Here is a 13,875-nt window from a genome sequence, read left to right as displayed (position 1 = left end):
CATAGAGACATAGTTTTTTTGAGTCTTAAAAAAGGCGTTTTACTTTTGGATAGTAACACATAGCTATGTGAGTCAATGAATTAATCTATCTTCTTCTTTGTCTCTATGTTTCTATATTTTTTTTGAGTCTTAAAAAAGGCGTTTTACTTTTGGATAGTAACTCATAGCTATGTGAGTCAATGAATTAATCTATCTTCTTCTTTGTCTCTATGTTTCTATGTTTTTTTTAAACACATAGAGATATAGTTTTTTTTGAGTCTTAAAAAAGGCGTTTTACTTTTGGATAGGTACACATAGCTATGTGAATCAATGAATTGATCTATCTTCTCCTTTTTTTCTATGTTTCTATGTGTTTAAAAATTATAAGTGTTTTACTTCTTAAAGCAATCAATAATTTGGTACGCCACTCTCAAAGCGTTTGTAGCTTGCTCTAGCGTCACAATAGGAGTAGTGTCGTTGTTGATAGCATCGCCAAAAGTTTCTAATTCATCCAATATAGCGTTATTTTGACTTACACTAGGATTAGAGAAATAGATTTGTTTTTTCACACCTTCGGCATTTTGTAAAATCATGTCAAAATCGCCTGGTACTTCAGGTGCATCTTTCATTTTGACTACCTCACATTTTTTCTCCAAGAAATCTACAGAAATATAAGCGTCTTTCTGGAAAAAACGTGTTTTACGCATGTTTTTCAACGAAATTCGGCTTGACGTTAAGTTGGCTACACAACCGTTTTCAAACTCGATACGAGCATTGGCAATATCTGGCGTTTCACTAATTACGGATACACCACTAGCCGAAACGCTTTTTACAGGCGAATTCACCACACTCAAAATCGCATCAATGTCGTGAATCATCAAGTCAAGAACCACGGGTACATCGGTACCACGAGGATTGAACTCTGCCAAACGGTGTGTTTCAATAAACATTGGGTTTTCAATCATGTCTTTGGTAGCGATAAATGCAGGATTAAAACGTTCCACATGTCCTACTTGACCTTTGACATTGTATTCCTTAGCAAGTGCTATAATTTCTTCGGCTTCTTCAACGGTATTCGAAATAGGTTTTTCAATAAAAACATGTTTTCCTGACTTGATAGCAGCTCTCGCACATTTGTAATGCGAAAGTGTAGGAGTCACAATATCAATAACATCTACGGCATGGATTAATGAATTTATAGTAGTGAAGTGTTTGTATCCAAATTCAGCTGAAATCTTCTCAGCATGCTCTTGATTAGGGTCGTAAAAACCAACTAATTCATATTTTTCAGATTGTTGTAATAGTCTTAAATGTATTTTTCCAAGATGCCCAGCACCTAATACTCCAATTTTAAGCATAATGTTGTAGTTTGTACAAAAATAACAATTAATAGTTGGAATAAGCAAGTGAAAAGAAGGAAAGTATGAGTCTATTTTGGACCACTAGATTAGGTTATTTATTGCGTATCGCCCTGCTATCCACTCTATCTCTTGTGTTTGCTATCGCCACACAAGAGGATGCCGTTTCTATCAGGGGTAGAGTAGTCGTTTTAGGTTTAATGTGGAAGTTATTTATTGTGGAATTATTAAGGGTAAGCCAAATGTGTTGCATTGCATTATTAATTTTTTTTAAGTTCAAATGTTTATTGTTTTGTTAAGTATATGTAAGAGTATTATTAAAATCGATAATTATTTTGTAAATTAGTAGGCCATATTGTAACTAATTAGTAGTAAATTATAAAAAAGTAGTATTATGAAAAAAATAGGGATTTATTGTGTAATGGTTGTTTTTATTGGATTCACAAGTTGTAAAAATGAAGAAAAAGAAAAAGCTAAAATGGAAGCTAAACTACCAGTTAGTGTAGAGTGTTATCAAGCTTTGTATGAAAACGATACGATTGATTTGACAATTAACACATTGAAAGACGAAAAAATTACAGGAACAATGCTCATGAAGTTTTCTGAAGAACCAAATAACGATGGAGAATTTTCTGGAGAATTTCATGGCGATACTTTGTATGCTGATTATTCTTTTATGCATGACAAGAATGATAAAGAAATGTTTAAAAATCCAATTGCCATTTTAAAAAAAGGTGACACCCTTATTCTGGGTAATGGAAAAATAGAAGTCTACTTGGGGAAATCCTATTTTGATAAAAAATCACCAATCGATTTTGATAATGTAAAATATAAGTTCACAAAAGTTGATTGCGGACAATAATACTTAAAATAAAAAATGGGGCCTAATAGCCCCATTTACTTTTTGCGAATGTATTTTATTATTCTGAAACCGTGATTTCAAATAATTTATCCCAGTTTTTCCCAGTTACAAATATAGTTTTGGTTTTAGGATTATAGGCTATTCCATTGAGTACATCATCTGCTGTAACGTTTAATGATTTGCGCAAACCTGATAAATCCAAAATTCCTTCTACAGAACCAGTTTCAGGGTTGACAACTGCAATGGCATCTTTTTGCCAAACGTTGACGTAGAATTTCCCGTTAATCCATTCGAGTTCATTGATAGCTTTAATTTTGGAAGTCCCTGAATACACATTAATATAGCTGATTTGCTTTTGATTTTCAGGGTTTGTCGTCCAAATTTTCTCTGTTCCATCAGATTGATAGATGTTTTTCCCGTCATTAGTCATTCCCCAACCTTCAATGTCTTTATCGAAAGTAAAAGTCTTTTCTAATTTCATGGTGTTTGCGTTGTAGATAAAACCTGTTTTTTCTTGCCAAGTCAATTGGTAGATTTTATCATTTAAAATTGTGGTTCCTTCTCCAAAATATTGTGGATCTAAATCAACTTGCTTGTATACTTTTCCTGTTTTGTAGTCGTATTTACGTAAAAACGATTTTCCTTTCAAACCAGTACTTTCATAAAGAGTGTCTTTATAGAATTCTAATCCTTCAGTAAAGGCAGCCGTATCATGAGGATACGTATTAATGACTTTATATTTTAATAATTTAGGTGTAACATTCGAAACTAATTCGATTCTAGCGGTAGCTTCGGCATTTTCTCCTTCATAATAAACTAAGGCTTTTAGGTTTTGGTAACCTAATTTTTGATTTTTAAGTTCAAATGGAAGTTTGCTACTACCTTTAGTAGTTCCTACTTTTATATCATTCACAAAGTAAATAATACTGTCAATTTCTTTGGATTTTGGGTTTAAAACACCCAATTCTATTTGTTCTTCTGGCATGTAATGAGCTGCAAATTGAGCAGAATCAAAAGTAAATATAGAATTTTCACCTTTTTTTTTGCCACCACAATTAGAAAAAGTTATTCCTAATAAAATGACATATAGTAAGTTATGTTTTTTCATTTTTAAAAAATTAGTGAGGCCAATATACAATGTTATTTTTAAGAGCACAAAGGTCTTGCAAAAATATAAAAAGATTGTATATTTGCACCGGCAAGTCCTACACGACCAGCTCCTGCAGACTCCCCCAGGATGGGAACATAGCAAGGGTACGTGGTTGAGCGGTGCGATGTAGGTCGCTTGCCTTTTTTTTAATAACACAAACGTAGTCTTCCATAGGGAAGATTTTTTTATTTTTGGACGTTTTGAAATTAAGGTTTATCTCGAACGGATTAAATGTTTAGAATTATAAACATTTTTCATTTTGTAAATAATAAGAATTTTAACCATTAAGAAGTTAAGAAAAATTAAGCCTTAATGACTCTTAATTTCTTAATGGTGAATTTCATTTTAGTATATAAAACTTAGTTTTAAAAGTAATGTCCATATATAATAGGTAACATCATGAGTAAAGTAGTATTAATTACAGGCGGCTCTTCGGGAATTGGGAAATCAATTGGCGAGTTTTTGCACCAAAAAGGATTTACCGTTTATGGTACGAGTCGTAATCCAGAACGAATTACTGATGCTATCTTTCCCCTGCTAGCTTTGGATGTTCGTAAAGTAGACACTATTCAAGCGGCTGTTAATGAAGTGATAAGTCGCTCTGGTCGAATCGATGTTGTGATAAATAATGCAGGTGTTGGAATTACAGGTCCGCTCGAAGAAATTCCAACAGAGGAGATTAAAAATAACTTTGAAACTAATTTCTTTGGCCCAATCGAAGTGATGAAAGCCGCTTTACCACAAATGCGTGCTCAAAAGTCGGGTTTGATTATTAATGTAACCTCAATTGCGGGGTATATGGGATTGCCCTATCGCTCGGTTTATTCGGCTTCCAAAGGTGCTTTGGAATTGATAACGGAAGCTTTGCGAATGGAAGTGAAACAATTTGGTATTCAAATTACCAATGTTGCCCCTGGAGATTTTGCTACTAATATCGCATCGGGACGTTATCATGCTCCTATAATCAAAGGTTCTTCATATGAGAAAGTTTATGGAGAGATGCTAAGAACAATGGATGAACATGTTGATAATGGTAGTAATCCACTAGACATGGCAGTTGCTGTTTATAAAATTATTCAAGCGCCTAAAGCTAGAGTTCATTATAAGGTTGGGGCGTTTATGCAAAAGTTTTCGATTGTGTTGAAACGCATTTTACCAGACACTTTGTATGAAAAAATGCTAATGAACCATTATAAGTTGTAACCTCTTATTTTAATTTTATGAATAAGTTTTATTTCATTTTTATTTCTTGCTTTCTACTTTCTTGTTCTCCAAAAATAAAAACCTCTATTGTTGAAAAACAAGAAAAAGCAAGCTTTATCAAAGAAGTTGTTGTTATTCCTGAAAATACGACTATAAATACAAAATATAAAAAGATAGGGGAGACTCAAGCGGGTGACTCTGGTTTTACTGTAAATTGTGGGTACAACCTAATGATCAATTTACTTAAAAATGAAGCTTTAAAAAATGGTGCCAATGCTTTACGTATAACAAAGCATATTTATCCAAGTCTTTATGGAAGCTCTTGTCATAGATTTAAAGCTGATTTGTTGTTTGTAGAGGATATTGATAGTTTGAAGAACAGTTTAAATATTTCAAGACCAATACAAACAGAAACAAACGATTTTGTAGCAAATAAGCGTATTGAAAATGGTGAACCTAGTACTGTAACAGAAACAACAACAAACGGAACTCTTAAAAAAGATAAAGCTTCAAAATTTGTTGTGATTGCTAATGTGGGGCCTAGTTTTAGGGTAGCAAAAACGCCAGATAATACCTCTGCCGAACAAAAAGCATATATCAAAAAATTGAAATCAGGTTTAGGTTACGAATTGACGGCTTATTATATGAAAGACGAAAATACTGGATTTGGATTCAAGTATAATGTTCATAAATCTAGTGGCTCTTTATCAAATCAAACGATGGAATTTGGTGATGGCTCTGTTTGGACGGGGACTATTTCTGATGCTATTGCAATTCAATTTATAGGGGCTTCATTTCTTTTTACTGAAGGTCAAAATGCTCGAGTAGGTGAAGGAACTATGGAATTGGCTTTGGGGTATATGAGCTATAAAGATATAGCCTCTTTCTCAGGAAATAGAATGACTATAAAAGGAGGTAATTTGGGAATTGTTGGTGGTTTTGGCTATCATTTTAGAATAAGTCCGAGTTTTTTGGTTGGTCCTCAAGTTAATTTTGTGGGAGCTGTTTTGAATAAAGTTACTGTGAATTATGCTGATGGTAGTTCTGAAAAAATAACATTTAAAGAGGATGAAAAGGAGAATTTATGGAGAATTGATTTGGCTCTTGGTGCTAAATTTAGATTTTAAACTGTAAATTTGCATTGTTTTTTGGAAACAAAAACTGGATTAAGAGAATGAGTGAGGGATAGTAGTGGAAAGCCCACAGTATTATGTAGCGATAGCGGAATAATACGAGGACTTGTAACGAATAGCCCGACCCGTAGTTTTTACGAAGGGGCACGCCCAAAGTAGGAGACAATTAATATAAATAGATAAGTATGAAATTTTTTATTGACACGGCTAATTTAGCTCAGATTAAAGAAGCGCAAGAATTAGGTGTTTTGGATGGTGTAACTACAAATCCATCATTGATGGCCAAAGAAGGTATCACAGGGAAAAACAATATTTTAAAGCATTATGTGGATATCTGTAATCTTGTGGAAGGTGATGTAAGTGCTGAAGTGAATGCTTTGGACTTTGAAGGAATGGTGAAAGAAGGAGAAGAATTGGCTGAATTACATGATCAAATCGTTGTGAAATTACCAATGACTAAAGAAGGTGTAAAAGCTGCAAAATATTTCTCTGATAGAGGTATTAAAACGAATGTAACTTTAGTATTCTCTGCAGGTCAAGCGTTATTGGCTGCTAAGGCTGGAGCGACTTATGTATCTCCATTTATTGGTCGTTTGGATGATGTTTCGACTGATGGATTGAACTTGATTCAAGAAATTAGAGAGATTTACGATAACTACGGTTACGAAACTGAGATTTTGGCAGCTTCTGTACGCCACACGATGCACATTGTAAACTGTGCAAAAATTGGTGCTGATGTGATGACTGGACCATTATCTGCAATTTACGGATTGTTGAAACACCCTTTAACGGATATTGGATTAGCGCAGTTTGTTGCTGATTTCGAAAAAGGAAATAAATAATTCTAGATACTAGAAATTATATTTTTATAGATTTATTAAAGTCTCACATCTTTTGATGTGGGACTTTTTTAGTTTAAGGTCAAAGCACCAAGTACTTCTTCAGATAAAAATGGACCACCGGGATAATCAGCGGTATAGTCTAAGTTTAGCCAAATTTGGTTGCGCTCGTCGATATGGTAATGCAGTTGTTTTTGGTAACTTTCTTTTGAGAATAATATATTTTTAATCAAGAAATTTACCGTTTCTAAATCATTCATTTTGCCAATGAGGATTTCGGGATATATATGGCCTTTGGTATGAATCAATCGTGGCGTACCTCCTATAGCTCTTACACAAGCCGCCATAAGAATCGAGTGATCATCACAATCTCCAGAAAAATAATTGAGGGATTCGCTTGCTGTCGCAATGTAATCTCCGTCTTTAGGGTCACTAACGTAGTTCCAGCGTTTGTTGATTTCTTTAAAAACGGCGAAACATTGGATGATAGTTCTGTAATCCGAGTAGCCACGAATATTTTTGAAATTTTTGGTAGTGGCCATAATAGCAAAATTTCGGACTTTTGGGTTTTTGTATTCTATTGCGTTTAATATCAGTGTTTTGTTAGGGAAGGGTAAGAGCTTAGATACAATGATATCTTGCGGAAAAGGATTGTCAGACATGGTGTATATCATCGAATTGTAATCTTCGTATATGCTATTGAAGCCGTAATTACCAATGAGGGTACCATAGAATAAAAACAAGATATAGACAAAAACACAAATAATGATAATAGTGCGTAATAATCGTAAAACCAACTGAATGACGAGTATTATCCCAATGAAAATCAATATTCTATCTAGATTTAAAACCCAGTTGAGCTCAATTAAATTTTCGTGAGCAATAAGAAATAAAGGAATAGTTATAAAAACATTTAAAACAAAAATAATCACATCGTCCCAAGGTTTTTTTACCTGAAGACGCTGTCTTATTTGAGTAATCGAAATGTTTTTAAAATTTATCATAGTAACCTAAAAAGGTAATTTCTAGAGCGTTTTTACAATTTGCTCAAAAGTACCTATTTTATCAATGATTTTAAGTTGAAATAGCTGTTTTTGAATATTGTTTAACAAATTTTCTTCAATATTTTTTTGAGACCATTCGGTTAGGTCTAACCATTCTTGAATGTCTTCCAATTTTTGGTGGTAGTTTTTAGCCAGTAGTTCATCAATTCCAGGGATGTCTTTAAAGTTAGCCGTTGTTAGGTTAATGGTATTTAATATTGCTTGAATGATTTCGGGTTGGCTGTTTAAAACTTCCTCACGAACCGCAATCACAAAACACGGCCAAGGAGTAGGGCAGTCTGCTACTTTTCTAAAAACACCTTTGTCAACTAAAGGTTTAGTCATAAAACGTTCCCACATGAAATAATCTGCTGTTCCGCTAGTTAATGCTTCAACAGCACCATCTATGGTATTTACAATTTTAAATTGGAGATTATCGGTTTCCCAACCTTGATTATTCGCGTTAACATAGGCCATCAATTGAGAGCCAGAACCTAACCTTGAAATAGCAGCTTTGGTGTTTTTTAAATCATCAATGGTTTTAAAATTAGAATTGGCTCCTACGTGAACCCCCCAAATTAAAGGCGAATCAACATAAATTTGGACAATTTTACTCGGGTTTCCAGCGTTAATATCTTTGACAATTCCCTCGGTTAGGATTACGGCAATATCCGTTTCTCCTGAACGTAACATTTGGCACATTTTGCCAGTTCCTTCGGGAACATCAGTCCATTGTAAATCAATATTTTGTTTTTCGAATGCTTTGTCGTCGATGGCTAAGTGCCAAGGAAGATTGAAATGTTCGGGTACGCCTGCTATTTTTATCGTTGTCATTTTTTTTTTTTTTGGAATACAGATCTAAGAAATTGGAGAAATCTTAAAAATCGGTATTATCCTTTACTTGTTATCTTTTGTACTAGTAACCTATTTAAGAATCTTATAAGATTATTCAAATTTCTATAAGTTCTCAAATCCGTGTTCCTCCTTAGTTTATTGAATATGTATTCTATCCAAAACGTAATCAATCAATTTTTCAATTGTATCATCAGGATTGCTACTAAAAGTCCCGTTTGCACGATTAGCGATAATGGCATTCAATGAAACAGCATGATGACCAAGCAATGCGGATAACCCATAAATAGCAGCAGTTTCCATTTCGAGGTTCGTGATTTTTGTTCCATTATAATTGAAAGAATCCATTTTGGTATTCAGTTTTTCGTCTTGAATGGCTAACCGTAATACCCTTCCCTGTGGACCAAAGAAACCACCTGCGGTAGCTGTAACTCCTTTGTGAACGCTGTCGCTTTCAAACTGTTTTTCTAGTTTTTCAGAACAATGTACTGCATAAGGTCTTCCTTTTCGGACATCCCAATTGGTATGCTTGATAAACGCCTCTTCGAGTTCTGGAATGGTAACCGAATCGTTTTGATAGGAGCGAAGCATAGTGTCTAGTCCTAATCCTATCTTAGACATTACAAACGAATCAACAGGAATATCTGTTTGCAAAGAACCCGAAGTTCCAATTCGGATGATGTTTAAAGAAGTTAGATTCTCTTTAATTGTTCTGGTTTCCAAATTAATATTAACCAAAGCATCCAGCTCATTCAAAACAATATCAATATTGTCTGCACCAATACCGGTTGAGATGACGGAGAGTCGTTTGCCTTTATAGGTTCCTGTTTGGGTTTTGAACTCTCTTTTTTGAGTCGAAAATTCAATAGAATCAAATAAAGACGTAATTTTTTCCACTCGATCAGGATCGCCTACAAAAATAATATCACGAGCGATGTTTTCAGGTTTTAGATTTAAGTGGTATATACTTCCATCAGGATTGAGTATTAATTCAGATGCTGCTATCATTTTTAATAAATAAATTACCCGCCTACACGTTTTACTTTGAAACCTTTTTCTTTAAGAATGGTCATGATTTTATCACGATAATCCCCTTGAATGATAAGTGCTCCATCTTTAAAACTACCACCTACACTAAGCTTTGTTTTTAGTTCTTTGGCTAGGATTTTAAAATCTTCGTCTTCGCCTTCGTAGCCTTCGATGATGGTGGTTGCTTTCCCTTTTCGTTTTTCATATTTACAAATCATAGGTTCTTTTTGAACGTATAATTCATGTGGGGAATCGTCAATTTCCTCAGGCTCGTTACTAGGAACGTGGTCTGGGAATAAGTTTTTTAATTGGTCTTCTAGGTTCATAACTATTTTTTTTAACCGCTAAGACGCTAGGGTTTTTATTAAAATGTGTTGAATTATATCTCTTTGTTTCTTTTCGTCTTTGCGGTAAATTTTGAAGTAAAGATTTGAATAATAATGTAGATTTTATGTCTTTATTAATCCCAATTCCACCAAACGTTCATATAAAAACTCCCCTGCAGTAATGTCTTCGAACTGTTTAGGGTTTTCATCATCAATGCAGTTTTCTAGGCAATTCAATGGCATATCGCTCACAGGATGCATAAAAAACGGAATAGAGTAACGAGATGTTCCCCATAATTCTCTCGGAGGATTAACCACTTGGTGGATGGTTGATTTTAATTTGTTGTTTGTATGTCTTGAAAGCATATCACCAACATTGATCACTAATTCGTCCGGTTGTGCGATGGCGTCAATCCAGTCGCCGTTGTGGTTTTGTACTTGCAATCCTTTTCCTTGAGCACCCATCAATAAAGTAATCAGGTTGATGTCTCCATGTGCTGCGGCACGAATGGCATTTTCAGGTTCACTGGTAATAGGAGGATAGTGTATTGGGCGAAGAATGGAATTCCCTTCTTTTCCATAATTGTCGAAATAGAATTCATCCAATCCCAATCGTAGCGCTAAAGCTCTCAAAATATAAATTCCTGTTTTTTCCAATTTTTGATACGCTTCTTTTCCTACGATATTAAAACGTGGTAGTTCATCGACGTTCAGGTTTTTTGGATATTCAGAAGCATATTTTGAGCTGTCATCAACATATTGTCCAAAATGCCAAAACTCTTTTAGGTCACCTTCTTTACGACCTTTGGCATGTTCTTTACCAAAAGAAACATAACCACGTTGACCGCCTATTTTAGGATCTTCGTATTTGCGTTTGGTTTCGACAGGAAGGCTAAAGAAATTTCTAATTTCGCTATACAATTCATCGACCAAATTTTGTTCTAAAAAATGTCCTTTAAGCGCTACAAAGCCAATATCTTCAAAGGCGGCACCTATTTCGTTTACAAATTTTTCTTTACGCTTCGGATCTTCGGATAGAAAATCAGCTAAATCAACACTAGGGATATTTTGCATTTTTTAATACGTTAATGGGTTAATTGGTTAATTGTTTAGGAGTTTAAGGGTTTAAGGGTTTGAAGGGGGGTAATAGCGTACATTATTAAAATTGGTCATAACTTCTAACTTCTAACCTCTAAACCTTTAACCTCGTATATCTGATTCTCATCGATTCCCCAACTTTGCTTTTTCTTTAATAATGTCTCCAATTTTTCGATTCTCAATTTTACTTTCTAGCCAAGAAATAATATCAAGGTATAGGAAAGCTCTTTTTTCATAAGGAATCTTTTCCAACTCGATAAAACGTTCTCTCATTTTGATGAATTCCTTTTTGATATCTGATGGATAAATGGAATTCAGGTTTTTCATAAAACGAATAATTTCCTTTTGCACTTCATGCAAATCATTCATTTTAAGTAAGAACTTGTAGGTATTTTTGATTTGGGTTTCTAAATGAAAATCTTTTCCTAATTCGTAATGTACAATTAGGTATAATAGTCTGGCAAAACACATCAAATCCTCACGCATGGTCAGGTTTTTGTTGTTGATGATTTTTTCTAAATAGTAAATCGACTCATTGAATTTATCCGAACCAAAATAAATACACGCAATTTTGTAATAGAACAACATCTCGTGGTGCTCGTCTAAGTGGTCACTGTGTAGTTTTATTTTGTCTAAAACTATTGGGATTAAATATTCACTTTCTTCAAAAGTTCCTTCAAGAATGTGATAATTTAATTTGTTATTGTACAGATACAAAAAAGACAAGGAAGCAATATTATCATTCGATGGAAAACGGGAGTCTTCAATCGTTTCTTCTAATAATTTTAAATATTTTTTGAATTTCGATTGGTATTTAAGCATAAAAACCGACTCTAAAAAATAATTATTCCCTTTTAAGAAAAATACAGGATTTAAGTAAATCATGTTTGGATTGTCATAAAACAGGGTTACCCATTTGTAGGCATATTTATAACTGGCTAAGAAATCTTGAACCAAAAAACTACGCCATAAGTTGGCATTATAAAACCAATATTTTTCTCTAAAACCAAATTTATTTTCGTCTAGTTTTGAAGTATGTTTAACGAAATAATCATCAATATATTTGTATTCTTCATCGTTTTTTACATAGCCCGTTTTAAGCATAATTCCATACAACTGAAGCGATAAATTGGATAATTTACTGGATATGGTATTTTGATAATTTAATTCCTTGGCTTGTACTACAAGTTCGTCAGCTCGACCTTGAATACTGCGTGTGATGTATTGTGACTCGATGAGTTTTTCAAATTCAACAATTTCAAAAGCGATGTATTTTTCGTCGTTTTCTAGTGCTTGTATCTTAGTTTTATCTAAAATTTTTAAGCTTTGTTTATATAATCCTTTGTTATACAAAATAGTAGCAAAATCAATTTGTTCACGCAATTGATAACGTACATTTTGACTAGGAATATTCAAGCGAATACTCACTAATATTTGTTTGTATAAATATGATTTTAGATTTGATAATTGCACCTTTTTGATGATGCCACTTTTTAAAATTATTTTTTCATCATATACCTCAGATTTGTCTAAAATGTTGAATAATTCAATAAATTTTGTATTTGAACTCGTCTCCAAACGACTTGCAAAAATCTTGAATTGCCTTTTTTCAGATTTTGAAAGTGATTTTATTAATACAAATAAGAAATCTTTTTGATGGTTAGCCATTGTAAAATACAGGTACTTAAGTGTTTGTTAATCAGTTTGTTATAAAGTTTAAATAGGCTTTATAAGCAGTATATTTCATTATTTTGTGTTTTCTGTTAAAGTAATGAAATCTATATTTGTTATGAAGTTGTGAAATTACATTAAATAAATTAAAATGAATAGAGAGAAAGTTCAAATTTTTGATACCACTTTAAGAGACGGAGAACAAGTTCCAGGATGTAAATTAGATACCCAGCAGAAACTCGTTATAGCTGAACGATTAGATGGCATGGGGGTTGATATCATCGAAGCTGGATTTCCTGTTTCTAGTCCTGGTGATTTTTTATCTGTTTCTGAGATTAGTAAAATTGTAAAAAATGCAACCGTATGTGGCTTAACACGTGCAGTGAAAAATGATATTGATGTAGCTGGTGCTGCACTTAAATATGCCAAAAAACCTCGTATTCATACAGGGATTGGTACTTCTGATTCACATATTATCTATAAATTAAACACAACTAAAGAAGATATCATTGCAAGAGCAAAAGCTGCTGTAGCACATGCTAAAACTTATGTTGAAGATGTAGAGTTTTATGCAGAAGATGCTGGTAGAACGGATAATGCTTTCTTGGCACAAGTCTGTGAGGAGGTCATTAAGTCGGGTGCTACTGTGCTTAATATACCTGACACCACTGGATATTGTTTGCCGCATGAATACGGTGAAAAAATAAAATACCTAAAAGAAAACGTAAAAGGAATTGAAAACGTGACGATTTCTTGTCACTGTCACAATGATTTAGGTATGGCTACTGCTAATTCTATTGCGGGTGCGATGAATGGAGCAAGACAAATTGAATGTACTATTAATGGTATTGGAGAACGTGCAGGAAATACAGCACTTGAAGAAGTAGTGATGATTTTCAAACAACATCCTTACCTAAATTTATATACGGATATCGATACAAAACAATTGAACGAAATGAGTCGTTTAGTATCTGATAGTATGGGAATGATGGTACAGCCTAATAAAGCGATTGTAGGTTCGAATGCTTTTGCGCACAGTTCTGGAATTCACCAAGACGGTGTGATTAAAAACAGAGAAACATACGAAATTATGGATCCTCTAGAAGTTGGTGTGACTGAGTCATCTATCATCTTAACAGCAAGAAGTGGTAGAGCAGCATTAGCTTATAGAGCTAAAAAAGTAGGTTACGAATTAACAAAAGTACAGTTAGATGTTGTCTATCTTGAATTTTTGAAATTTGCAGATATTAAAAAAGAAGTAATGGATGATGATATTCATCAAATCATTGCTGCTTCCAACTTGAAAGGCGATTTAATTAGAAATTAACCAAA

At 33.7% G+C, this 13,875-nt stretch carries 13 protein-coding genes and 1 other RNA gene; 6 read left to right on the top strand and 8 right to left on the bottom strand.

The features are described from left to right. Nucleotides 1–371: 371 nt before the first annotated feature. Nucleotides 372–1,337 (bottom strand): Gfo/Idh/MocA family oxidoreductase, encoded by a 966-nt coding sequence (locus SLW70_RS13230; protein WP_320888999.1) that lies wholly within the window; start codon nt 1,335–1,337, stop codon nt 372–374. 394 nt (nt 1,338–1,731) lie between these two features. On the opposite strand from SLW70_RS13230, the gene SLW70_RS13225 reads away from it, so the two are divergent. Continuing rightward, nucleotides 1,732–2,199 carry a hypothetical protein gene (locus tag SLW70_RS13225; RefSeq protein WP_320888997.1) on the top strand — a complete coding sequence of 156 codons (468 nt, stop codon included), beginning with the start codon at nt 1,732–1,734 and terminating at the stop codon, nt 2,197–2,199. Nucleotides 2,200–2,257: 58 nt separating this feature from the next. Here SLW70_RS13225 and SLW70_RS13220 read toward each other — a convergent pair whose 3' ends face one another. Further along, nucleotides 2,258–3,307, bottom strand: coding sequence for a glutaminyl-peptide cyclotransferase (locus SLW70_RS13220; protein ID WP_320888995.1), 1,050 nt, complete (start codon nt 3,305–3,307; stop codon nt 2,258–2,260). Nucleotides 3,308–3,395: 88 nt separating this feature from the next. Between SLW70_RS13220 and ffs the strand changes: the two genes are divergently transcribed. From ffs to fsa, 4 genes are all read left to right on the top strand, one after another. Next, nucleotides 3,396–3,493, top strand: an RNA gene (gene ffs / locus SLW70_RS13215) — signal recognition particle sRNA small type. A gap of 255 nt (nt 3,494–3,748) precedes the next feature. Next, complete coding sequence (locus SLW70_RS13210) at nt 3,749–4,552, top strand: SDR family oxidoreductase (protein ID WP_320888993.1); 804 nt, start codon at nt 3,749–3,751, stop codon at nt 4,550–4,552. 17 nt (nt 4,553–4,569) lie between these two features. Then, nucleotides 4,570–5,679, top strand: coding sequence for a hypothetical protein (locus tag SLW70_RS13205; RefSeq protein WP_320888991.1), 1,110 nt, complete (start codon nt 4,570–4,572; stop codon nt 5,677–5,679). Between the two features lie 191 nt (nt 5,680–5,870). Next, complete coding sequence (gene fsa / locus SLW70_RS13200; RefSeq protein WP_320888989.1) at nt 5,871–6,527, top strand: fructose-6-phosphate aldolase; 657 nt, start codon at nt 5,871–5,873, stop codon at nt 6,525–6,527. A 68-nt stretch (nt 6,528–6,595) separates the two neighbouring features. Here fsa and SLW70_RS13195 read toward each other — a convergent pair whose 3' ends face one another. The 6 genes from SLW70_RS13195 to SLW70_RS13170 all read right to left on the bottom strand — a co-directional run bounded on the left by SLW70_RS13195 (nt 6,596) and on the right by SLW70_RS13170 (nt 12,540). Next, nucleotides 6,596–7,528 carry a transglutaminase gene (locus tag SLW70_RS13195; protein ID WP_320888988.1) on the bottom strand — a complete coding sequence of 311 codons (933 nt, stop codon included), beginning with the start codon at nt 7,526–7,528 and terminating at the stop codon, nt 6,596–6,598. A 21-nt stretch (nt 7,529–7,549) separates the two neighbouring features. Next, nucleotides 7,550–8,401 (bottom strand): substrate-binding domain-containing protein, encoded by an 852-nt coding sequence (locus SLW70_RS13190; RefSeq protein ID WP_320888987.1) that lies wholly within the window; start codon nt 8,399–8,401, stop codon nt 7,550–7,552. 156 nt (nt 8,402–8,557) lie between these two features. Further along, a complete protein-coding gene (locus tag SLW70_RS13185; protein WP_320888985.1) occupies nt 8,558–9,427 on the bottom strand; it encodes a nucleoside phosphorylase in 870 nt (289 codons plus the stop codon). A gap of 14 nt (nt 9,428–9,441) precedes the next feature. Further along, nucleotides 9,442–9,774 (bottom strand): translation initiation factor, encoded by a 333-nt coding sequence (locus tag SLW70_RS13180; protein ID WP_320888983.1) that lies wholly within the window; start codon nt 9,772–9,774, stop codon nt 9,442–9,444. A 123-nt stretch (nt 9,775–9,897) separates the two neighbouring features. Further along, entirely contained in the window at nt 9,898–10,848 is a 951-nt protein-coding gene (locus tag SLW70_RS13175) for an isopenicillin N synthase family dioxygenase (RefSeq protein ID WP_320888981.1), read from the bottom strand. Nucleotides 10,849–10,995: 147 nt separating this feature from the next. After that, nucleotides 10,996–12,540, bottom strand: coding sequence for a hypothetical protein (locus SLW70_RS13170; RefSeq protein WP_320888979.1), 1,545 nt, complete (start codon nt 12,538–12,540; stop codon nt 10,996–10,998). A 154-nt stretch (nt 12,541–12,694) separates the two neighbouring features. On the opposite strand from SLW70_RS13170, the gene SLW70_RS13165 reads away from it, so the two are divergent. After that, the gene (locus SLW70_RS13165) at nt 12,695–13,870 is read left to right on the top strand and encodes a 2-isopropylmalate synthase (RefSeq protein WP_320888977.1); all 1,176 of its coding nucleotides are present in this window, start codon (nt 12,695–12,697) and stop codon (nt 13,868–13,870) included. Nucleotides 13,871–13,875: the final 5 nt, after the last annotated feature.

Origin of the sequence: Flavobacterium sp. NG2 (assembly GCF_034119845.1) — a bacterium.
Taxonomy (GTDB): domain Bacteria; phylum Bacteroidota; class Bacteroidia; order Flavobacteriales; family Flavobacteriaceae; genus Flavobacterium.
The sequence above is the reverse complement of the archived record's forward strand: the minus strand, read 5'-3'. Positions and strand labels throughout refer to the sequence as shown.